Annotated in this window: 19 protein-coding genes; 11 read left to right on the top strand and 8 right to left on the bottom strand. The window is 72.6% G+C overall.

What is annotated here, in order from left to right:
• Positions 1-9: 9 nt before the first annotated feature.
• Both ACQP2F_RS28275 and paaI read right to left on the bottom strand, forming a co-directional pair.
• Positions 10-597: a TetR/AcrR family transcriptional regulator gene (locus ACQP2F_RS28275; protein WP_433292539.1), complete on the bottom strand. Its 588-nt coding sequence runs from the start codon at positions 595-597 to the stop codon at positions 10-12.
• Positions 594-974, bottom strand: coding sequence for a hydroxyphenylacetyl-CoA thioesterase PaaI (gene paaI / locus ACQP2F_RS28270; RefSeq protein WP_433307635.1), 381 nt, complete (start codon positions 972-974; stop codon positions 594-596). Before paaI ends, ACQP2F_RS28275 begins: the two co-directional genes overlap by 4 nt.
• Positions 975-1092: 118 nt before the next feature.
• Here paaI and paaN point away from each other — a divergent pair, with 118 nt between their 5' ends.
• From paaN to paaE, 9 genes are read left to right on the top strand one after another with little or no spacing between them, the layout of a single operon-like run.
• Positions 1093-2796: a phenylacetic acid degradation protein PaaN gene (gene paaN / locus ACQP2F_RS28265; RefSeq protein WP_433292537.1), complete on the top strand. Its 1704-nt coding sequence runs from the start codon at positions 1093-1095 to the stop codon at positions 2794-2796.
• On the top strand, positions 2789-3991 hold the full coding sequence (locus ACQP2F_RS28260) for a thiolase family protein (RefSeq protein WP_433292535.1): 1203 nt from the start codon (positions 2789-2791) through the stop codon (positions 3989-3991). Before paaN ends, ACQP2F_RS28260 begins: the two co-directional genes overlap by 8 nt.
• Positions 3988-4728, top strand: coding sequence for an enoyl-CoA hydratase/isomerase family protein (locus tag ACQP2F_RS28255; protein WP_433292533.1), 741 nt, complete (start codon positions 3988-3990; stop codon positions 4726-4728). The genes ACQP2F_RS28260 and ACQP2F_RS28255 overlap by 4 nt, the downstream gene beginning before the upstream one ends.
• Positions 4725-5609 carry a 3-hydroxyacyl-CoA dehydrogenase family protein gene (locus tag ACQP2F_RS28250; protein WP_433292531.1) on the top strand — a complete coding sequence of 295 codons (885 nt, stop codon included), beginning with the start codon at positions 4725-4727 and terminating at the stop codon, positions 5607-5609. The genes ACQP2F_RS28255 and ACQP2F_RS28250 overlap by 4 nt, the downstream gene beginning before the upstream one ends.
• A complete protein-coding gene (paaA, locus tag ACQP2F_RS28245; protein WP_433292529.1) occupies positions 5606-6583 on the top strand; it encodes a 1,2-phenylacetyl-CoA epoxidase subunit PaaA in 978 nt (325 codons plus the stop codon). The genes ACQP2F_RS28250 and paaA overlap by 4 nt, the downstream gene beginning before the upstream one ends.
• Positions 6580-6876 carry a 1,2-phenylacetyl-CoA epoxidase subunit PaaB gene (paaB, locus tag ACQP2F_RS28240; RefSeq protein WP_433292527.1) on the top strand — a complete coding sequence of 99 codons (297 nt, stop codon included), beginning with the start codon at positions 6580-6582 and terminating at the stop codon, positions 6874-6876. Before paaA ends, paaB begins: the two co-directional genes overlap by 4 nt.
• Positions 6877-6883: 7 nt before the next feature.
• The gene (paaC, locus tag ACQP2F_RS28235) at positions 6884-7855 is read left to right on the top strand and encodes a 1,2-phenylacetyl-CoA epoxidase subunit PaaC (protein WP_433292525.1); all 972 of its coding nucleotides are present in this window, start codon (positions 6884-6886) and stop codon (positions 7853-7855) included.
• A complete protein-coding gene (paaD, locus tag ACQP2F_RS28230; protein ID WP_433292523.1) occupies positions 7852-8355 on the top strand; it encodes a 1,2-phenylacetyl-CoA epoxidase subunit PaaD in 504 nt (167 codons plus the stop codon). The genes paaC and paaD overlap by 4 nt, the downstream gene beginning before the upstream one ends.
• A gap of 1 nt (position 8356) precedes the next feature.
• Complete coding sequence (paaE, locus tag ACQP2F_RS28225) at positions 8357-9415, top strand: 1,2-phenylacetyl-CoA epoxidase subunit PaaE (RefSeq protein WP_433292521.1); 1059 nt, start codon at positions 8357-8359, stop codon at positions 9413-9415.
• Positions 9416-9720: 305 nt separating this feature from the next.
• Here paaE and ACQP2F_RS28220 read toward each other — a convergent pair whose 3' ends face one another.
• The 3 genes from ACQP2F_RS28220 to ACQP2F_RS28210 all read right to left on the bottom strand — a co-directional run bounded on the left by ACQP2F_RS28220 (position 9721) and on the right by ACQP2F_RS28210 (position 11601).
• The gene (locus tag ACQP2F_RS28220; protein WP_433292519.1) at positions 9721-10608 is read right to left on the bottom strand and encodes a TIGR03089 family protein; all 888 of its coding nucleotides are present in this window, start codon (positions 10606-10608) and stop codon (positions 9721-9723) included.
• 24 nt (positions 10609-10632) lie between these two features.
• Positions 10633-10914: a peptidoglycan-binding protein gene (locus ACQP2F_RS28215; protein ID WP_433292517.1), complete on the bottom strand. Its 282-nt coding sequence runs from the start codon at positions 10912-10914 to the stop codon at positions 10633-10635.
• A 171-nt stretch (positions 10915-11085) separates the two neighbouring features.
• Complete coding sequence (locus ACQP2F_RS28210; RefSeq protein WP_433292515.1) at positions 11086-11601, bottom strand: DUF732 domain-containing protein; 516 nt, start codon at positions 11599-11601, stop codon at positions 11086-11088.
• 246 nt (positions 11602-11847) lie between these two features.
• Here ACQP2F_RS28210 and ACQP2F_RS28205 point away from each other — a divergent pair, with 246 nt between their 5' ends.
• Positions 11848-12750: a S1C family serine protease gene (locus ACQP2F_RS28205; RefSeq protein WP_433292513.1), complete on the top strand. Its 903-nt coding sequence runs from the start codon at positions 11848-11850 to the stop codon at positions 12748-12750.
• A gap of 57 nt (positions 12751-12807) precedes the next feature.
• Here ACQP2F_RS28205 and ACQP2F_RS28200 read toward each other — a convergent pair whose 3' ends face one another.
• The 3 genes from ACQP2F_RS28200 to ACQP2F_RS28190 all read right to left on the bottom strand — a co-directional run bounded on the left by ACQP2F_RS28200 (position 12808) and on the right by ACQP2F_RS28190 (position 16140).
• Entirely contained in the window at positions 12808-14292 is a 1485-nt protein-coding gene (locus tag ACQP2F_RS28200; protein WP_433292511.1) for an FAD-dependent monooxygenase, read from the bottom strand.
• Positions 14293-14356: 64 nt separating this feature from the next.
• On the bottom strand, positions 14357-14968 hold the full coding sequence (locus ACQP2F_RS28195) for a TetR/AcrR family transcriptional regulator (RefSeq protein ID WP_433292509.1): 612 nt from the start codon (positions 14966-14968) through the stop codon (positions 14357-14359).
• Between the two features lie 200 nt (positions 14969-15168).
• Positions 15169-16140, bottom strand: a complete 972-nt coding sequence (locus tag ACQP2F_RS28190; RefSeq protein ID WP_433292507.1) for an aminoglycoside phosphotransferase family protein — start codon at positions 16138-16140, stop codon at positions 15169-15171.
• 113 nt (positions 16141-16253) lie between these two features.
• On the opposite strand from ACQP2F_RS28190, the gene ACQP2F_RS28185 reads away from it, so the two are divergent.
• Positions 16254-19730, top strand: a complete 3477-nt coding sequence (locus ACQP2F_RS28185; RefSeq protein WP_433292505.1) for an ATP-binding cassette domain-containing protein — start codon at positions 16254-16256, stop codon at positions 19728-19730.
• Positions 19731-20624: the final 894 nt, after the last annotated feature.

Genomic DNA, 20624 nt, shown 5'->3' with positions numbered 1-20624 from the left:
GGTGACCTCCTATATGCGCAGTCCCTCGAAGGCGATCGTGGTGACGGCGTCGGCGATCGCGCCGGCGCCGCCGGGACGGGGCTTGTACCACTCGGTGAGCGAGTTGACCATGCCGAGGAGCAGGCGCGCGGCGGTCGCGGGATCGACATCGGGCCGGACGTCTCCCTCGGCCTGGGCCTGTTTGACCAGGTCGGTCACAACCGCGTCGAGCTCCCGGCGGCGGGCCAGGGCATGCTGCTCCACTTCGGTGTTGCCACGCACTCTCAGCAGGACCGTCACGTACTCGAAGCGATCGGCGAGCACGAGCACGCTACGCCGGATCAGCTGCTCGAGACGGTCGAGCGCGGGCACGTCGAGACTACGCACCTCGGCCGCCACCTCGAAGAGCCCGTCGAGGGCCCGATCCATCGCCATTTGCAGCAACTGCTCCTTGCCGCTGATGTGGTGATAGACGCTCGATTTGGTGATGCCCAGCGACTCGGCGATGTCGAACATGCTGGTGGCGTCGTAGCCGCGCTCGTTGAACAGGCGCACGGCGGCGGCGAGCACCGCGTCCAGGTCATGGCCGGGGCGTCCGCGGCGCCGGGGTGCGGTCATGCCGGCGCTCCCGGGCTGATCACGCGGCTGCGGCCGCGGAACTCGGCGACCACGTCGCCCTCGCAGGTCACGGTGACGTCGTAGATCCCGCTGCGACCGCGGGTCACTCTCTCTTTCCCGTACGCGACGAGCACGTCACCGGGCCCGGTCGGCCGCAGGAACGAGATGTCGGCGCCGGCCGCGACCGTGACCGGGCCATGACTGTTGCACGCGCACGCGAAGGCCGTGTCGGCGAGCATGAAGATGTAGCCGCCGTGGGTCATCGCGTGCCCGTTGACCATGTCGGCGGTGACCGTCATCCGCACCGTGGCCTGCCCGCCCCCGGCGTCGAGCAGCTCGATGCCGAGCGCCTTGGACGCGGTGTCGCGGTCGAACATGTCGTGCGCCGAGCTCCGTGCCACGTTCACCCCCGGGGGCTTGATAACGATCTCCGGCTCGTCGTAAATTACCAACCGAGCGTTCGGTAGAGAAATAGCCAACCGCAATGGAGCGCAGATGACAACCCCCACCGAGTTGTACGAGACGCATCGCGAGCTGCTCGACCGGGCGATCAAGGCCGCCCGCGAGCGCGACTACTGGTCCGCCTTCCCGGAGTCGCCGAGCAAGTCCGTCTACGGTGAGGAGGCGGCGCCCGCCGGTGAGCGGGCGTTCACCGCGCTGCTCGGCACCACGTTCCCGATCGACGTGCCCGGCGCCACCGGCACGGTCTCGACCGAGCGCTCGCCCTACGGCATCGAGCTCGGCGTCAGCTACCCCAAGGCCGACCCGCTGGCCCTGGTCGCGGCCGCCCGCGCCGCCACCCCCGCCTGGCGCGCCGCCGGTCCCGAGGGCCGCGCCGGCGTGGCCGCCGAGATCATCAAACGGATCAACGCGCGCAGCTTCGAGCTGGCCCACGCCGTGCAGCACACCACCGGCCAGGCCTTCGTCATGGCGTTCCAGGCCGGTGGCCCGCACGCGCAGGACCGCGCGCTCGAGGCGGTGGCCTACGCGCTGGCCGCCTCCACCCGCATGCCGGCCGACGCGGGCTGGGCCAAGCCGCAGCGCGGCGCCGACCCGCTGCGCCTGGAGAAGACCACCACTGTGGTCGGCCGCGGCGTCGCGCTGGTGATCGGCTGCACCACCTTCCCGACCTGGAACAGCTACCCCGCCCTGTTCGCGAGCTTGGTCACCGGCAACCCGGTGATCGTCAAGCCGCACCCGGGCGCCGTGCTGCCGCTCGCCATCACCGTGCAGATCTGCCGCGAGGTGCTGGCCGAGGCCGGGCAGAGCCCCGACCTGGTCACCCTGGCCGTGGAGGAGCCCGGCGATGGCATCGCCGCGACCCTGGCCACCCATCCCGACGTGCGGATCGTCGACTTCACCGGCTCCAGCGAGTTCGGCAACTGGCTGGAGGCCAACGCCAGCCAGGCCGTGGTCTACACGGAGAAGTCCGGCCTCAACACGGTGATCGTCGACTCGACCGACGACTACAAGGGCATGCTGCGCAACCTGTCCTTCTCCCTCTCGCTCTACAGCGGCCAGATGTGCACCACCCCGCAGAACATCATGGTGTCGCGCGACGGCATCGAGACCGACGCCGGGCACAAGAGCTTCGACGAGTTCGCCGCCGACCTGTCCGGCGCGCTCGACAAGCTGCTCGGCGACCCGAAACGGGCGGCCGGCACGCTCGGCGCGATCGTCAACGACGGCGTCCTCGGCCGGCTGACCGAGGCCGGTGCGTCGCCGTCGGTCGTGCACCCGTCGGCCGAGGTCGCCGACGAGCAGTATCCGAACGCCACGATCCGCACCCCCGTGGTGGCCAAGCTCGACGCCGGAGACGACAAGGTCTACACCCGCGAGTGGTTCGGGCCGGTGTCCTTCCTGATCGCGACCGACTCGACGGCGCGCAGCCTGGAGCTGTTCGTGGAGACGGTCCGGGCGCACGGCGCGCTCACCGCGTCGGTGTATTCGACCTCGCCCGACGTGCTCGAGGCCGCCCGCGAGGCCGCGCTCGACGCCGGCGTGCACCTGTCGGAAAACCTGACCGGCGGCGTCTTCGTCAATCAGACGGCGGCGTTCAGCGACCTGCACGGCACCGGCGCCAACCCGGCCGCCACCGCGTCGCTGACCGACGACTACTACGTGACCGGCCGCTTCTTCGCGCTCCAGTCCCGCCACCACGTACCGGCCGCCGAGACCGCGGAGGCCGCGAATGCCTGAGGTGTTCCTGGTCGGCGGCGTCCGCACCCCGCAGGGCAAGTACGGCGGCGCGCTCGCCGGCGTGCGGCCCGACGACCTCGCGGGCCTGGTCGTCCGCGAGGCGGTGGCACGCGCCGGGGTGCCGGGCGAGGCGATCGACGAGGTCGTGCTCGGCGCCGCCAACCAGGCCGGCGAGGACAACCGGAACGTCGCGCGCATGGCCGTCCTGCTGGCCGGCCTGCCCGACACCGTCGCCGGCTACACGGTCAACCGCCTCTGCGCGAGCGGGCTCACCGCGATCGTCTCGGCGGCGAACACGATCCGCGCCGGCGAGGCCGACCTGATCGTGGCCGGCGGCGTCGAGTCGATGACCCGCGCGCCTTGGGTCATGCAGAAACCGGGTACCCCGTGGGCGCGGCCCGGCGAGGTGGCCGACACGTCGCTCGGCTGGCGCTTCACCAACCCGGCCTTCACCGAGCACGACCGCTCGGCCGGCGCCGGGCCCGAGGACCGCCGCATCACGCTCACGATGGGCGAGACCGCCGAGGAGGTGGCCGCCCTCGACGGCGTAACCCGCGCCGACAGCGACGCGTTCGCGCTGCGCAGCCACGAGCGGGCGATCGCCGCGATCGACGCCGGCCGGTTCGCGGCCGAGATCGTGCCGGTCGGCGACGTGACCACCGACGAGATCCCGCGCCGCGGCTCCACCCTGGAGAAGCTCGGCGGCCTGAAGCCGGTCTTCCGGGCCGGCGGCGTGGTCACGGCGGGGTCGTCCTCGCCGCTCTCCGACGGCGCGGCGGCCGTGATGGTGGCGAGCGAGGCGGCGGTCGAGCGGTACGGCCTGGTGCCGCGCGCCCGCATCGTGACCGGCGCGAGCACGGGCGTCGCACCGCAGTTGATGGGGCTCGGGCCGGTCCCCGCCACCGAGAAGGCGCTGGCCCGGGCCGGCTGGGGCGCCGGCGACCTCGACGCGGTCGAGCTGAACGAGGCGTTCGCGGTCCAGTCGCTGGGCGTGATCCGGCGGCTCAAGCTCGACGAGGATCGGGTCAACGCCGACGGCGGAGCGATCGCGCTGGGCCACCCGCTGGGCTGCTCTGGCGCGCGCATCACGGTGACCCTGCTCGGCCGGATGGAGCGGGAGGGCGCCCGGCGCGGGCTGGCCACCCTCTGCGTCGGCGTCGGACAGGGCGTGGCGATGCTGGTGGAGCGGCCGTGACCACGCTGACCGTCGAGCGGCTCGACGACCGGGTCGTGGTGACCCTGTCGCGGCCCGAGGCGCGCAACGCGATCAACGCGGCCATGGTGCGCGAGCTGCACGCCGTCTGCGACGAGCTGGAGGAGCGGCCCCGGCTGTTGCTGCTCACCGGGGCAGGCGGCACGTTCGCGGCCGGCGCCGACATCGGGGAGCTGCGGGAACGCGGGCGCGACCAGGCGCTGCAGGGCATCAACAGCCGGGTCTTCGACCGGATCGCCCGGCTGCCGATGCCGACGGTCGCCGCCGTCGATGGGTGGGCCCTGGGCGGTGGGGCCGAGCTGGCGTACGCGTGCGACATCCGCCTCGCCTCGCCGGCCGCCGTCTTCGGCAATCCCGAGCCCGGCCTCGGCATCCTCGCCGCGGCCGGCGCCTGCTGGCGGCTGCGCGACCTGGTCGGCGCCTCGGTGGCGAAGCAGGTGCTGCTGGCCGGCCGGCGGCTGGACGCGGACGACGCGTACCGGCTCGGTCTGGTCGCCGAGATCGTCCCGGCCGGCGACCTGCTCAAGCGGGCGCACGCGCTGCTGGACCGGATGGCCCGGTCGGGCCCGCTCGCGCTGCGGCTCACCAAGCTCGTCGCCGACGCGCCCGGCGGTCACCCGATCACCGACGACCTGGCCCAGGCCATCCTCTTCGAGTCGGCCGACAAGCGCGACCGCATGCACGCGTTCCTCACGAAAAGCGGGGGAGATCGCTCATGACCAGCTCTCAGCCGCCCGCTGTGCCCGCGGTGCCCGAGGTCGTCGGGGTGATCGGCGGTGGGCGGATGGGCGCGGGCATCGCGCAGGTCTTCGCCGTGGCCGGGGCGACCGTCTGCCTGGCCGAGCGTGACCCGGCCGCCGCCGTCGCCTCCCGCGACCGGGTCGCCATGGGTCTGTTGCGCGCCGCGGAGAAGGGCAAGCTCGCCGAGTCGGCCGACGCCGTGCTGGAGCGGCTCGTGCTGGTCGACGACGTCGCCGCGCTGCCGTCCGGCACCGCCCTGGTGGTCGAGGCCGTCCCCGAGGACGCCGTTCTCAAGGTCCAGGTGCTGGCCGCGGCGGAGAAGGCGGTCGGCGAGCAGGCCGTGCTGGCCAGCAACACCAGCTCGCTCTCGATCGCGGGCATCGCCGAGGGCCTGCGCCGGCCGGAGCGGTTCCTGGGCCTGCACTTCTTCAACCCCGTGCCGGCCAGCAGCCTGGTCGAGGTCGTGATCGGCCCGGCCACCGGCGACGACACCGCCGTCGCGGCGCGATCCTGGGTGGCCGGTCTGGGCAAGACCGAGGTGGTGGTGCGCGACTCGCCCGGGTTCGCCACCAGCCGGCTCGGCGTGCTGCTCGGCCTCGAGGCGATCCGCATGCTGTCCGAGGGCGTGGCCGACGCGGCCTCGATCGACCGGGCCATGGAGCTGGGCTACCGGCACCCGATGGGCCCGCTGCGCTCGACCGACCTGGTCGGGCTCGACGTGCGGCTCGCCATTGCCGAGCATCTGCACCGCGAGCTGGGGGAGCGGTTCGCCCCGCCCGCGCTGCTGCGCGACAAGGTGGCCCGCGGCGAGCTGGGCCGTAAGACCGGGCAGGGCTTCTTCACCTGGGAGGCATCATGAGCGACCTCGCCACCAACGCCGTCGATCAGGCGGCCGGTGAGCGCGTCTTCACCGAGACCATCGAGAAGGACCAGCGGGTCGAGCCGCGCGACTGGATGCCGGACGGCTATCGCAAGACGATGATCCGGCAGATCGCGCAGCACGCGCACTCCGAGATCATCGGCATGCAGCCCGAGGGCGCGTGGATCACCCGGGCCCCGTCGTTGCGCCGCAAGGCGATCCTGCTGGCCAAGGTGCAGGACGAGGCCGGGCACGGGCTTTACCTGTACTCGGCGGCGGAGACGCTCGGCGCCGACCGCGGCGACCTGACCCGGCGGCTCATCGAGGGCCGGCAGAAGTACTCGTCGATCTTCAACTACCCGACGCTGAGCTTCGCCGACGTCGGCGTGATCGGCTGGCTGGTCGACGGCGCCGCCATCTGCAACCAGGTGCCGCTGTGCCGCAGCTCGTTCGGGCCGTACGCGCGAGCCATGATTCGCATCTGCAAGGAGGAGTCCTTCCACCAGCGGCAGGGCTACGAGCTGCTGATGACCATGATGCGCGGTACCGCCGACCAGCGGGCGATGGTGCAGGACGCGGTCGACCGCTGGTGGTGGCCGTCGCTGATGATGTTCGGGCCGCCCGACGCCGACTCGCCCAACAGCGCCCAGTCGATGGCCTGGAAGATCAAGCGGCACAGCAACGACGAGCTGCGGCAGCGGTTCGTCGACATGACCGTCCCGCAGGCGGAGGCGCTCGGTGTCACGCTGCCCGACCCGGCGCTGCGGTGGAACGAGGAGCGGCAGCACCACGACTTCGGCGAGATCGACTGGGCCGAGTTCAAGCGCGTCATCTCCGGCGACGGTCCGATGAACGCCGAGCGCATCGCGCACCGGCGGCGCGCCGACGAGGAGGGCGCCTGGGTGCGCGAGGCCGCGGCGGCGCACGCCGCGAAGCTGCAGAGGGCCGGGAACCGATCGGAGGCACGGGCGTGAGCGAGGAGATCCGGCACGAGTGGCCGCTGTTCGAGGTGTTCGTGCGGGCCAAGCGCGGCCTCAACCACGTGCACGTCGGTTCCCTGCGGGCGGCCGACCACGAGATGGCGCTGCACCACGCGCGCGACCTCTACACCCGGCGCAACGAGGGCGTGAGCATCTGGGTGGTCCGGTCCGACGACGTCGTCTCCTCCGGGCCCGGCGACAAGGACGCGTTCTTCGCGCCCAGTGGCGACAAGATGTACCGCCACCCGACGTACTACTCGATTCCCGACTCCGTTCCGCACATCTGAGGCCGCCATGTCCTTCGACGACGACGCGTACGGCGCGCTCACCGATCACGACGACGACTCCCGCTGGGCGTACGGGACCGGGTTCGCCGACCCGCTGGCCGGCGTGCCCACGGCGGTCCCGGACGGAATCGACCGGGCCGACCTGGTCGCGTACTGCCTGATGCTCGGCGACGACGCCCTGGTGATGTCGCATCGGCTCCAGCAGTGGGTGACCCGGGCGCCCGAGCTGGAGGACGAGCTGGCGATCGCCAACATCGGGCTCGACCTGCTCGGGCAGGCGCGGCTGCTGCTGAGCCGGGCGGCCGAGGTGGAGGGCGAGGGCCGCGACGAGGACGGGCTGGCCTACCTGCGGGGTCCGCACGAGTTCCGCAACGTCCGGCTGGCCGAGCGGGCCGACGAGGACTTCGCGCACCTGGTGGCGCGGTTGCTGATCTTCGCGGCCTGGCGGCTGCCGTTGCTCGACCGGCTTTCCGGCTCGCGCGACCCGGTGCTGGCCGCGATCGGCGCGAAGGGCGTCAAGGAGGTCACCTACCACCGGGAGTACGCGGCACAGTGGGTGGTCCGGCTCGGCGACGGCACCGAGCTCTCCCACCGGCGCATGCAGGCGGCCGTCGACGCGATCCTCCCGCCGGCCGGCGAGCTGTTCGTCCCGCACGAGGTGGAGTCCCGCCTCGCCGCGGCCGGCGTCGCCGCCGATCCGGCGTCGCTGCGGGAGGAGTTCGAGGCGGCCCTCAACCAGGTGCTCACTGCCGCGACGCTCACCGACCCACGGCCGCTTGCGGCGAACGGGTCGGACCCCGGAGAAGGGATGGCGCCGGTCGACGACGCGAGGGCGAACTCGGAGCGCGAGGCGACGGGAAGCTCGAAGCGCGACGGGACCGGCGGAGGCGGACGCTACGGCGACCACGGGCCCGAGCTGAAGGCGATCCTCGACGAGATGCAGGAGCTGGCCCGCGCGCTGCCCGGCGGTGTCTGGTGACCACGACGACGGCGACGGCCGCCGAGATCGTCGCGACCGTCACCGATCCGGAGCTGCCGATGGTGACGCTCGCCGAGCTCGGCATCGTGCGCGGGGTCGAGGAGGGCTCCGGCGGCGTGCGGGTGACGATCACGCCGACGTACTCGGGATGCCCGGCCATGGAGGCGATCCGCGACGACATCGTGCATGCCTTGCGCGCTGCGGGATTCGGGCGCGCGGAGGTGCGTACGGTGTTGTCGCCCGCGTGGTCGACCGACTGGATCAGCGAGACCGGCAAGGCCAAGCTCGCCGCCGCCGGGATCGCGCCCCCGGGCCCGGCGCCGCGCCGGGCGGCCGGACCGGTGCCGCTGATGCTGGGCGTGCGCCGGGAGCCGGTGGCCTGCCCCCATTGCGGGCACGACGAGACCGAGCGGATCGCGGCGTTCAGTGCGACCGCCTGCCGTGAGCTGCGGCGCTGCCCGGCGTGCCGCGAGCCGTTCGAGCACATGAAGGAGATCTGACGTGGTGGTCCGCGAGTTCCACCCGCTGCGCGTCGCCGGGATCGAGCGGCTGTGCGAGGACGCCGTGGCGGTCACCTTCGACGTGCCGGGGGAACTGGCCGAGCTCTACGCGTTCCGGGCCGGGCAGTCGCTGACCGTCCGGCGGCCGCAGGACCCCGCCGACGAGCGGCGCAGCTACTCGATCTGCGCGCCGGTGGGTGCGCGGCCCCGCATCGGGGTGCGCGAGGTCCCGGGCGGGCTGGTCTCGTCGTGGCTGGTGCACGACCTGCGGGTCGGTGACGCCGTCGAGGTGGCGCCGCCGACCGGCACGTTCACGCCGGACATCGAGGCGGGCGGCCGGCACGTCATGATCGCCGCCGGCTCCGGGATCACGCCGGTGCTGTCGATCGCGACGTCGCTGCTGCGACGGCCGGGAGCGCAGGTGAGCATCCTGTACGGCAATCGCCGCGCCGACACGGTGATGTTCGCCGAGGAGCTGGCCGACCTGAAGGACAGCCACCCGTCCCGGCTCGAGCTCGTGCACCTGCTGTCCCGTGAGGCGCGCGAGGTCGAGTTGCTGAGCGGCCGTCTCGACGCGGCCAAGTTGCGGGCGCTGCTCCCGGTGCTGATCGACGTGCCGGCCGTGGACCACTGGTGGCTGTGCGGGCCGTTCGGCATGGTCACCGACGCGATGGAGGTGCTCGGCGAGGCGGGCGTGCCGGCCGCCCGGATCCACCGCGAGCTGTTCTGGGTGGACGAGCTGCCGCCCGAGCCGCGGCGCGAGGAGCCGGGCGTCGAGGGCCCGAGCAGCGAGGTCACGGTGGTGCTCGACGGCCGGTCGACGACGGTCACGGTCGCCGAGGGCGACACCGTGCTGGAGGGAGCGCAGCGGGCGCGGCCCGACCTGCCCTTCGCCTGCAAGGGCGGGGTCTGCGGGACGTGCCGGGCGCGGGTGACCGAGGGCGAGGTGACGATGCGGCGGAACTTCGCGCTGGAGGAGGCCGAGGTGGCGGCCGGGTTCGTGTTGACGTGCCAGTCGCATCCGGCGACGCCGAAGTTGGAGGTGACCTTCGACGACTGAGGACGAGAGGGGCAACCGCTGGGGCGCCCCAACAACGCCCCAGCGGCGCCGATCAGGCCGGGCGCCGGGCCGCGGTGGAGCGGCCGTGCGCCGGGACAGTGATCACCGTCTTGATGGTGAAGACCTTACGGGCATGATCTTCTTGGAGCGCTCCCAGGTCGGATTCCGGATAGCGGGCCGGATGGCGGGCCGAGCCAGAGGGGACGCCTTGAGCGGCACGCTACCGGCAAAATATGTTGATCTCCACCGGACGATCGGTCGTCAGTGGACTGCCGAACGGTGACGTTCCTGATTGCGGAGCCGGCTCAGGCGAAGACCTTGGTCACCCGCTCGGCGGCCACCCGCTCGGCGAGCCGGGACCGGTCGAGATCGGCACACAACACGATCGACGCCCCGGCGGCGAGGGGTCCCAGAAGCCAGAGGACGGGCTGCTCCGTACGGGAAGCCTCGATGAGCACCCGATCGCCGCGGGTGATCCCCTGCGATGCGGCGGCGCCGCGGGCGACGGCCTCGTACTCGCCGAAGGTCACCCCGGCGGCGGCCAGATCGTGCGCCCCGACCGGCGTCGACGGGCGCGCGGCGCCGAGATGGGGGCGTACCGCGGAGAGATAGTCGCGGTAACCGCCGGGCGGCGGCTCCGCGGCGCCGAGACCGAGAACGAACTGATGCCGCCCGGCCGGAACGTCGTCGAGCCAGCTGCCGACCCGCCGCGCCTCCACGAACGTGGCACCGAGCGAGTCACCGGCTGCGGGGAACGGGCCCGTGGCCGCGCCGCCGAGCGAGTCACCGGCTGCGGTGAACGCGCCCCTGGCCGCGCCGCCGGAGGACGGCGAATCATCCGCGGCCGGGAGTCCCGCGGTGGCCCAGCCGCGGAAGGAGACCTCGAGGCCCGCCGACCAGGCGCCCAGCAGCACCGCGGCGGTCTGCCAGTGCGGCGGCAGGAGCACCGCGACCCGGTCACCTGGTGTCAGGCCGCACTCCGCGGTGAGCAGCGCCGCCGTGGCCGCCGCCCAACCGCCGAGCTCGCTCGCGGTCAGCCCGGTGCGCTCGCCGGTGGCGTCGTCGAAATAGGTGATCAGCTCGGCGACGGGAGCAGCGGAAGCACCGGAAGCAGCGGAAGCACTGGCAGCATCGCGAGCGGCGGGAGCGACGGAAGCGGCGTGATCGGCGGGATCGGGGACGGCGCTCGTCATGCCCGGCACCCTACCGGCCCGGCGTCAGGCGGCCATGCCGAGGCGAAGCTCCCGGATCTCCTTGGCGTAGCGGGCAAGTAGGTGCGTGGTGCGCGGCCCGGCGACCCCGTCGGCGTCGAGGCCGGTGCGGCGCTGGAACGCGCGCACGGCCTCGGCGAGCTCCTCCTCGGTCGCGCCGGCCGGGATGCCGACCTCGGCGAGCAGCGAACGCACGATCACCGGATCGGCCGGCGGCGGCGTCTCGGACCAGCCGATCAAGCCACCCACCGCGGTGCCGACGACGCTCAGCATTCCCCGTGCGGACATCGTTGCCTCCTCGACGAAAGGCCCCGGGGTGGGGCTTCCTCAAGGTTCCGCGGGAAGGCTGTGCCGCACATCGGACCAGCGTCTACGGTCGCTGTGCCACGACTGCGACTTTCGGCCGACCCGCGGGGCCAAGGGAATGGCGGCGGTTCCGAAGGGCGGGCCGTGCCGGTGCTAGCGGCAGGCGGTCTCGTGGGCCAACGCGACCAGCTTCTGCGCGTCGGCGGAGGTGACGCCCTGGTCGCTGATCTCCGCGGCCACGGTGGCCGGCTTCTGCCCGGCGGCGAGTTCCGAGCAAGCCTGCTGCCCCAGCTCCTCGACCTCCTCGTCACGGCGGTCGAGGGCGACCGCCGGCAGCTGCTCCTGCACCGCGGCCACGAATCGATCAAGGCCGGCGTCACCGCTTCCCGCGCCCGGCGTGTCCGTCGTGGTTCGCGTCGGGCGCGGCGCCGGCCCGGTGCGGCGCGGCGTGGGCGGGGCGGGCGCGGGCTTCGTCGTCGACATCGCCGGTACGGGATTCCGCACCGCCTCCGCCGAAGCAACGGGCACCCCGGCCGGCGCCGCCACCGGGTGCGGAGATCCGGAACAGCCCGCCAGCCCGACCGCCAGCACGCCGAGCGTGGCAAGCACCCGAACGCCGCGCACAGCTCGGCGACCCGAGGCCAGCACGGCGGGGCGACGCGAGCTCACGGGCACAGCGGGATGCGCGGCGGGGCGGCGGAGCAACAGCGTCGATACCATGGGAAAACGGGCGAAAGACACCCGGTGACGGTAGGGCTTGACGCCGGCGGGGCGGGCCGCCGCGCCCACCGGGGGGTGGTGACGCGACCCGGACGGGTGATCCACCGCATACAGGCAACCCACAGACGGCTCACTGCTGGGGAACAAGCTGCCGGGCAACTGTTGACGCACCAGCCAATCGAAGCGAGGCGCGCGATGACCGATCTGATGACCCGGCCCCCGTATCACCGCAACGACGACGCGTACCCGGGCGACCAGGACGAGCACATCGCGCCGCCACCGCCGCCGTCTCCGCCGTACGGTGTGCCGCCCTCCTCCGGCGATCGGCGCTGGCCGCGTCGCCTGGCCGGTGGGGCCGCCCTGCTCGCGCTGGTCGCCGGGGGTGGCACCGCGGGTGGCGTGCTTGCCGACCACTACCTGATCGACCACCCGGCCGCGACCGCCACGACCAGCGGCACCACGACCGCCGCGGCCGCCACCGTGACCGACGGTGACCTGGCCTCGGTGGTCAAGGCGGTCCAGCCCAGCGTCGTCACGGTCATGGTCGACGGCGCGCGCTCGTCGGCGATCGGCTCGGGCGTCGTGATCGGCTCGGACGGCCTCATCCTGACCAACAACCACGTGATCGCGCAGGACGGTACGGTCAGCGTCCGGCTCTCGTCCGGCAAGACGGTCCCGGCCAAGGTCGTCGCCACCGACACGGCGCACGACCTCGCGCTGGTGCAGGCGACCGGGCTCTCCGGCCTGACCCCGGTCACGTTCGCCACCGACTCGAGCGTGGTCGTCGGGGACACCGTGCTGGCCTTCGGCGCGCCGCTCGGCCTCGAGAACACGGTGACCTCGGGCATCGTCTCGGCCCTCGACCGCAGCGTCGACACCGGCACCGAGAAGCTGTCCGGCCTGATCCAGACCGACGCCGCCATCAACCAGGGCAACTCGGGCGGTGCGCTGGTCGACACCTCCGGGCACGTGATCGGGATCAACGTCGCGATCGCCACCGCGAGCGAGAGCGACAGCGGCAGCATCGGCGTCGGGTTCGCGATCCCGGCCGGCACGGTCACCAGCGTGATCAAGCAACTGGAGAGCCAGATCAGCTGACCCGCACGTGGCCGCCGCCTTTCCGGCGGGCGGCGACCACGTCATTCCGGGAAACGGTCAGCGCGGTTCGCCGAACCATTTCCGCAGGGCGGTCCGCAAGCTTTCCGGATCCGGCGCCGGCTTGTCCGAGGCCCACGCCACATAACAATCCGGCCGTACGAGGAGAGCTTTCGCCCCGTCGACGGGAGCGGTCACCGAATCGACCCGGTCGAGCCATGGCCCGGCCGCCTCGGCGAGCGTTCCGGTATTGTCGACCAGCAATGGCCGTCCCGAGCGCGTGGCCGGCCCGAGATCCGGCACAAATGCGCCGGCCAGCGGCGAGTCGGCGCTTTCGCCGTACCGGATGTCGGCTCCGGAAATGAGGTCCGCGATGCGCCGGAGCACCGCCGGCTCGCGCAGAAGCTCGCCGAAGAGCGTGCGCAGTGCGGTCACGTCCGGGCCGGGCCCGATCAGCACCGACTGCGCCTGCGTGTGCATGGTGACCCGCTCGCCGGCCGGCCGCCGTTCCGCCTCGTAGGTGTCGAGCAGCCCGTCCGGCGCCCACCCGCGAATCGTGGCGGCGAGCTTCCAGCCGAGGTTCACCGCGTCCTGGAGCCCGAGGTTGAGACCGGGCCCGCCGATCGCCGAGTGCACGTGCGCGGCGTCACCGACCAGCAGCACCCGGCCGTCCCGGTAGCGTTCGGCCAGGCGCGTGTTACCGCCGCTCAGCCGGCGCAGCATGTGCGGACCGTCGCCGGTGGGCGGCCCGAGCGGGACCTCGACGCCGAGGACGTGCTGCAACGCCTGCCGGAGCTCGTCGATCGTAAACGGCGCGTCACCCTCGGGCAGGTCGAAGGTGGTGACGCTCAGCAACGTCCGCCCGTCCGGGAACGGCGCGTAGGCGACCAGTCCGCGCTCGGTGCGATGGTGCAGGAACGGTGGGATCACCCCGTAACCGGGCACGCGGAGACCGCCGGTGACCGGGTCCTTCAGGCCGGCCGGCACCGTGACGTGCGCGCTGCGGGAGACGGTGCGGTCGTTGACGACACCCGGGAACCCGATGCCGGCGAGCTTGCGGGTGATGCTCCGGCCGCCGTCCGCCCCGACCAGATAGCGCGCCTCCAGCCGGTAGGGACCGTCCGGCCCGTCGACGTCGACGACCACCACGTCGTCGTTCTGGGTGAGCCCGGTGACCGCGTGACCGGCGCGCATCTCGACGCCGAGCTCCTCCGCGCGCTCGGCGAGCATGGCCTCGATCTTTTGTTGCGGCGCCAGCATCGTATAGACCGGGCTGTCCGCCAGCTCGTACAGCGGAAGCGGGAAAGCGGCGAACATGAACTGCGGCACCGGAACGGGTTTCTGCGTGTTTCCGGTGAGCCGCTCGTAAAGACCGCGCCGGTCGAGGAGGCGGACGACCTGCCCGACCAACCCATTGGCGCGCTGCTCCTCGGAGGGTGCGGTTCGCTTTTCGAGAACAATGGGTCGCACGCCGGCCAGCGCCAATTCGCAGGCGAGCATGAGGCCGTTGGGTCCGGCTCCGGAGATGACAACGTCGTACGGCATGGCAACCCCCTGTTTTTGGGCAGCGTCGAGCGATCGTCGAAATGGGGGAGAGGAAAAGAAGGCGTCAGGATCGGTGCGGCGGCGGCAGGCCCGCGGCGATCTGGCGCAGGGCATCCGTGATCAGCGGGCCGATGCCCTGCGTGGTGGCCAGGAACGATTGGCTCGCCACGTTGTGCGCGGCCAGCACGGTGGCGGCCACCAGGTTCGGATAGAGATCGGTCGCGGGGTCGGTGCCGGTGCGCTCGGCGACCGCGGCGGCGATCGCGGACTCCGCGTCCGCCCCGGCCCGGAGCGTCTCGGCCTGGATGGCCGGGACCTCCATCATGCGGCGCAGGCCGGCCACCCACGCCTCCCGGTCGGGAACCGGGTGGGCGGTGACCTCCGGCCCGGGCTTGAGCTGCTCGAGCACGGCGTGGGTGAGGGCGTCCCACAGAGGCTCGCCGGCCGGCCGCTGTCGCAGCGAGTCGGCCACGCGGACGACGCGGTCGAGATGCCGTGATGCCACGGCCTCGGCCTTGCTCCCGAAGTAGTTGTTGAACGTGCGCGGCGAGACACCGGCCTCCTTGGCGATGTCCTCCACCAGTACCCGGTCGTAGCCCCGCTCGACGATGAGCCGGATCGCGGCCCAGGCGAGCGCCGATCGGGTCGCCTGTTTCTTCTCTTCCCTCAACCCCACTTCGGCAACGGTATCAAAATCTGCGTGGCCCGCAAAGATGCGTGGCCCGCACTTTTCTCAGCGTCGGCTCAGCTTCGCCCGGGGGCCGGCGGCGCGTATGGGTTAGTAGAGCGATGGGCGCGCAGGGGTGAGCAGAGCGATGGGCGCGCGGGGGTGAGCACAGCGATGCGCGCGTATGGGTGAGCAGAGCGATGGGATCGTCAGCTCGAGCGGGCGATCGCGTCGGCGGCGGCGAGCATCTGCGCGGCTACCGGCTGGACTCCGGCGACGGTCAGGGTGAGGCCGGTGGCCACGCGATCGGCCAGGCCCCACTCCCAGATGGCCTGGGCGTCGGTGCCGGAGCGGTCGGCGAGCCGGCGGCATCGGTCCCAGGGGTCGCCCGCCAGGAGCTCGACCGGGTCCTCGCGCATGAGGACGCCGAGGTCGCACTCGGGCTCGGCGACCAGGCCGTCGGGGTCGACCAGCTTGAACGAGCCGGTGGTGGTGCGCAGCGCGTTCCACTGGTGGATGTCGCCGTGGGCGAGGCCGGCGCGGCCAGGATCCCAGGCGCGGCGGCGGCTCTCGGCGGCGGCGAGGGCCTGCTTCATCGCGGCCTCCGAGCACGGCTCGCCCAGCTCGTTCCACTTGGCACCGATATAACGGATAAATCGCTCGGCTCGGTCGACGGCAGTAGGGAAAACCGCAGTAGGGAAAACCGCAGTAGGGAAAACCCCAGGAGGGAAATCCGCTGCAGGGAAAGAGGCCGACTGAGTGAACGGGAAGGAAATCCGGCGGACGGCGGTGGCCAACGCGGCGAGGAGGACCAGGCGCTCGGGCTGCGGCAGGTTCAGGTCCGCCATCGCGGGGCCCAGACGTTCCAGCAGCAGTGCTCCCCGGGTGGCGTCGTGCTCGAGAAGACGGCTGCAACCGCGGCCGGCGGCCAGGTGGAGGAACTCGATCTCGTGGGCCGCCGCCGAAGCGGGGCGGGGGATCAGGAGCTTGAGCACCGCGGGGGTGCCGTCGAGGCGGGTGGTGCTCACGACGTACGCCTCGGTCGCGTCGGGGAAGGGGTCGCCCAGGCGTAAGCCCCAGTCCCGAGCGCAACCCTCGATCAAGGCCGGGAGGTCGTCGAGCCAGGCGGAGGCGCCGATGTCGAGGGCCTTGGCCCGCACGGCGGCCGGAATTTCTCGCACGGACGCCGATGGTGACATACGTGATATCCGGCGGCGACGTAATTGCGTTGAAGACCTTCCCGCTCCACCGGAGGATGAGAAGACCGCCGACCGATCCAGCAACGAGGTGTCTGATGCGTCTGCTTCGTGACCTATGGGCCACGTCCCGGAGCCGCACAGCGCTCGTGGCCTCCCTCATCGTCCTCGGCGCCGCCGGGCAGGCCGGGGCGCTCGCGCTCGCCGGCGCCGTGCTCGTCGATCGATCGATGCCGCTCTTCGCGCTGCTCGCGGCGGCGCTGGTCGCCTCGGTGCTCAGCGACGTGGCGGTCGGGCTGATCGCGGCCGGGCTGACCGCCGACTGGGCCGCGCGGGTGCGTCGCGGGCTCAACCGGGTGGCGTTCGGGCAGGATCTGCCGGCGCTGGAGAACACGCCGGTCGGCGAGCTGCTCGACCGGATCGACTCCGACGTCTACCAGGTCGGCTCCGAGCTGCGCGGCAGCGGCGTGCGCATCGCCCAGTCGGTGGCGGTGGCGACGCTCTCCATCGTCACGGCGTTCCTCGCCTGGTGGCCGGCCGGCGTCGGCATGGTGCTGGTGTCGATCCTGCTGTTCCTGACCATGAACAAGCCGATCCAGCGACTGTCCCCGCTGCGGATCTCCGAGGAGGAGTCCTGGTCGGATCTGGCCGCCGTGATGGAGGAGTCCATCCACGGTCAGGACGACGTCCGCACGAGCCTGGCCGCGCCGTACGTGCGCCGGTTGTATGCCCAGCGTGCCGCGGAGGTCCTGCGCCGCGGCCGGCTGGTGTGGCGCGCGAGCTCGCGGATCACCATGGGCGCCGGCACGATCACCCGGACCCTGATCGCGGTCCTGGTCGTGGTGGGCGCGTGGGCGCTGCTCACCGACCACATCAGCGGGGCCCGGCTGACCGCGGTCTGGCTGCTCGCGCTCGGCTTCGGCGGCACGCTGGAGCACGTCACCCGGATGGTGCCGGAGCTGCAGAACGCTCTCGGCGCGTGGAGCCGGGTGCAGCTGCTGGGCGACGTGCCGCAGGAGCCGGTGGGCGGTTCCGATCCGGTCGACGGCGATCTGGTCGTGCGTGATCTCACGTTCCGCTACGGCGAGTCGGACAGCGGGCGCCCGCCGGCGCTCAAGGACGTCACCCTCACCTTCGCGCGCGGGCGGTCGTACGCGTTGATCGGCCGCACCGGGTCGGGCAAGAGCACCCTGGCCAAGGTCCTCACCCGCGCCGTCGACGTGCCCCGGGGCACGGTCTTCCTCGGCGGCGTCGACCTGAACGACCTGGACGTGGAGGCGTTGCGCCGGTTCACCGCGATCGTGCCGCAGCGCACCGAGATCCTGGCCGGCACGCTCGCCGAGAACATCGCGCTCTTCGACCCCGAGCTGCTGCCGCTGGCCGGCCGGGCGCTCGACGAGCTGGGGCTGACCCCGTGGGCGGAGAGCCTGCCCGCGGGCATCGACACCAAGCTCGGCGAGGGCGGCTACAAGCTGTCGGCCGGGCAGGAGCAGCTGGTCGCGTTCGCCCGCATCCTGGTCCGCGACCCGCACGTGGTGATCCTCGACGAGGCCACCGCGCGGATGGACCCGGTGACCGAGACCTGGGTGCAGCGCGCCACCGATCGCCTGCTCGAGGGGCGGATCGGCGTGATCGTGGCGCACCGGCTCACCTCGGTGCAGCGCTGCGACGAGGTGGTCGTGCTGGCCGACGGCGTGGTCCTGGAGGCGGGGCCGCTGCGGTCGTCGCGCCGCTTCGCCGAGCTGATGGCGTCGAGCACCGTGGCCGCGCCGGCTTCGCGCCCGGGGACGGTTCTCGTCGAGGAGCGCGACTGGGACACGGCCGCGCGCGTCGAGCTCGGCGCCGAGGCGCTGGCGAACACGTTGCCGGCGGTCGATCCGCCGCCGCTGCCCGAGCCGCCGCCGGCCCGGACGATGCGGGAGATCGTGCGCCTGGCGACGAACGATCCGCGGTACGGGCTGGCCGCGGTCGCGCTCTTCGTCGTGCTGATCCTGCTCGGCCTGGACGGGGCGATCCTGCCCCTGCTGTGGTCGAGCGTGGTCGACGGGGTGGGCAACCCGCTGTTCCCGGCGATCGGCATCGCGGCCGGGCTCATCGTCGCGATCCCGACGCTCTACTACACCGGGGCCTGGTTCCCGGAGTGGTGGGTGCGGCAGATGCTGCGGATCAGCCTGCGCCTGGTGCACGGCCAGATCGGCCCGCGCCGGGTCAGCAAGCACACGCCGGCCGAGGTGGTGGCGCAGGGTGGCGACACCGAGCGGGTCGTCATGCTCGCCGACAACCTGATCGACAACGTGTGCAGCGTGGTGCTGATCGTGGCGATGACCGTCGCGTCGCAGTCGATCGTGCCCGGCCTGTTCTTCGTGGGCACGATGGTGCTCTCCGGACTGGCGGCCACGCTTTTCGGTCCCCGGCTGGAAAGAGCGGCCCGCCGTACGGTGGCCGCCCGCGCCGCCTTCGCGACGGCGCTGGTGTCGTCACTGTCGGCGGCGCGCACGGTGAAGCTGGCCGGCGCGACCGGGCCGGTGCTCGACCACCTCGCCCGGCTGGACGCGGTGCGCAGCGACCGGCAGCGGCGCGAGATCGCCATCCAGGTGTGGGCGCGCTCGACGCCGTCGATCGCGAGCGGGTTGCTGCCGATCGCGGCGTGGGCGCTGTACCTGGGCGGTCACCTCACGTCGGCGGCGACGCTGATCGCGGTGGCCACGCTGGGCGCGGCCCGCTGGTTCGCCTGGACCACCGCGTCGCTGGTCTCGCAGCTGCCGTCGGCCCGGGTCTGGACCAAGCGTACGGTCGCCATGTCCGGCATCGCCGAGTACACGGCGGACGTGCCCGGGGTCGACATCTCGGCCGGCACCGCCCCGGCGCCGCCGACCGCGCCCCGCAACCCGCTCGACCGTCTCGAGCTGCGCGGCTTCAGCGCGGTGCACGAGAACGGCACGGTCGGCGCGCAGGACGTGGACCTGGTGGTCGAGCGCGGCCAGCTGGTGCTCGTGGTCGGCCCGGTCGGCTCGGGCAAGTCGTCGCTGCTGCGGGCGCTGGCCGGGATCGTGCACCACACCGGCTCGCTGAACTGGAACGGCCGGCCGGTCGACGAGCCGGAGGTGTTCCTGCGGCCGAACCAGGTGGGCTACGTGGCGCAGCTGCCGCGGGTGCTTTCCGGAACGGTCGCCGAGAACATCCAGCTCGGGCACGAGCTGGACGCGGCCGACGCGGTGTCGACGGCCCAGCTGGAGCACGACCTGAAGGCCTCGGGTGGCGGCCTGCAGCTGCTGATCGGCCACAAGGGAACCCGCCTGTCGGGCGGCCAGCTGCAGCGGCTCGCGCTGGCCCGGGCGCTCGCGCCGCGGACCGAGCTGCTGATCGCCGACGACGTCTCCTCGGCGCTGGACGTGACGACGGAGCTGGAGCTGTGGCGGGCGTTGCGCGCCCACGGGGTGACGGTGGTGGGTTCGACGTCCAAGCGGGCGGCGCTCAACCAGGCCGACCGCGTGGTGGTCCTGATCGGCGGGCGCGTCGAGGACCAGGGCACGTGGCGCGAGCTGGAGGACCGCTGGGGGCACCTGGCGGGCTGAGCCGGCGGGGGCGGGCGGCGCCGGGGCTTTCGGGGCCTCGGCGCCGCTCGATCTCGCCGCTTGGTTACGCCGCTGCGCGTCCGCCCGGTGGCCTGCTCTCCCGCTCCGCTTGTGGCCTGCTTTCCCGCTCGGCTTGTGGCTTGCTTTCCCGCTCGGCTTGTGGCCTGCTTTCCCGCTCGGCTTGTGGCCTGCTCTCCCGCTCCGCTGTGGCCTGCACTTCCGCTCCGCTTGTGGCCTGCTCTTCCGCTCGGCGCGCTGTTCCCTTTCCGCTCCGCGTCCGGGCTGCATGGCCGCTTGGCGTCGCGCTCCAGCTCTCGGTCTGCGTCCAGCCCCGTTTCTTGCGCTATGTCCCACCGCTTCCTGCGCTACGCCCGGGCGGGTGAAGCGTCGGGCGCCGGTTAATCGTCGGGCACCGCGCTTCCCCTCGTGCCGCGATCTTGATGATTTCGCGTGCGACTTAGGCCGGAAGTCATCAGCTCTTGAGCATTTGCCCATCCGCACCGCGCCGCTTGCCGTGATGTTGATGAGTCGGCGCGCGACGGGTGCGGGAAGTCATCATCGTTCGAGCGTGGAGACGTCGCTCGGGGGAGGGGGCCCGTCTCGAACACGCAAGGTATGCGCTGTGATCGACACGGTCCGTTCGCATCTGGCCGAGGTTGTCGGCAGGCCGAGGCATTCGGGCTAGGTTCCTAGGATGCTCAACGCGGCGTGCCCGGAGCGACGGCCGGGGCCAGCGAAAAGGGGCGGGGCGAGCGAAGGGGCGGGCGAGCGAAAGGGGCGGGGCGAGCGAAAGGGGCGGGCCAGCGAAAGCGCGGGGTCAGCGAAAGCGGCGGGGCGACCGAAAGTGGCGGGGCGGCGGAAAGCGGTGGGGCGACCGAAAGTGGCGGGGCGGCG

It is taken from the genome of Actinoplanes sp. CA-030573, assembly GCF_050951115.1.
GTDB lineage: Bacteria > Actinomycetota > Actinomycetes > Mycobacteriales > Micromonosporaceae > Actinoplanes.
The sequence above is the reverse complement of the archived record's forward strand: the minus strand, read 5'-3'. Positions and strand labels throughout refer to the sequence as shown.

Excerpts from the sequence above, each read along its gene's own strand:
- ACQP2F_RS28205 (WP_433292513.1), top strand. The coding sequence starts at position 11,848 with ATGACCGATCTGATGACCCGGCCCCCGTATCACCGCAACGACGACGCG.
- ACQP2F_RS28260 (WP_433292535.1), top strand. The coding sequence starts at position 2,789 with ATGCCTGAGGTGTTCCTGGTCGGCGGCGTCCGCACCCCGCAGGGCAAG.
- ACQP2F_RS28215 (WP_433292517.1), bottom strand. The coding sequence starts at position 10,914 with ATGTCCGCACGGGGAATGCTGAGCGTCGTCGGCACCGCGGTGGGTGGC.
- ACQP2F_RS28275 (WP_433292539.1), bottom strand. The coding sequence starts at position 597 with ATGACCGCACCCCGGCGCCGCGGACGCCCCGGCCATGACCTGGACGCG.
- paaI (WP_433307635.1), bottom strand. The coding sequence starts at position 974 with ATGTTCGACCGCGACACCGCGTCCAAGGCGCTCGGCATCGAGCTGCTC.
- paaA (WP_433292529.1), top strand. The coding sequence starts at position 5,606 with ATGAGCGACCTCGCCACCAACGCCGTCGATCAGGCGGCCGGTGAGCGC.
- paaC (WP_433292525.1), top strand. The coding sequence starts at position 6,884 with ATGTCCTTCGACGACGACGCGTACGGCGCGCTCACCGATCACGACGAC.
- paaN (WP_433292537.1), top strand. The coding sequence starts at position 1,093 with ATGACAACCCCCACCGAGTTGTACGAGACGCATCGCGAGCTGCTCGAC.
- ACQP2F_RS28220 (WP_433292519.1), bottom strand. The coding sequence starts at position 10,608 with ATGACGAGCGCCGTCCCCGATCCCGCCGATCACGCCGCTTCCGTCGCT.
- ACQP2F_RS28185 (WP_433292505.1), top strand. The coding sequence starts at position 16,254 with ATGCGTCTGCTTCGTGACCTATGGGCCACGTCCCGGAGCCGCACAGCG.
- ACQP2F_RS28200 (WP_433292511.1), bottom strand. The coding sequence starts at position 14,292 with ATGCCGTACGACGTTGTCATCTCCGGAGCCGGACCCAACGGCCTCATG.
- ACQP2F_RS28250 (WP_433292531.1), top strand. The coding sequence starts at position 4,725 with ATGACCAGCTCTCAGCCGCCCGCTGTGCCCGCGGTGCCCGAGGTCGTC.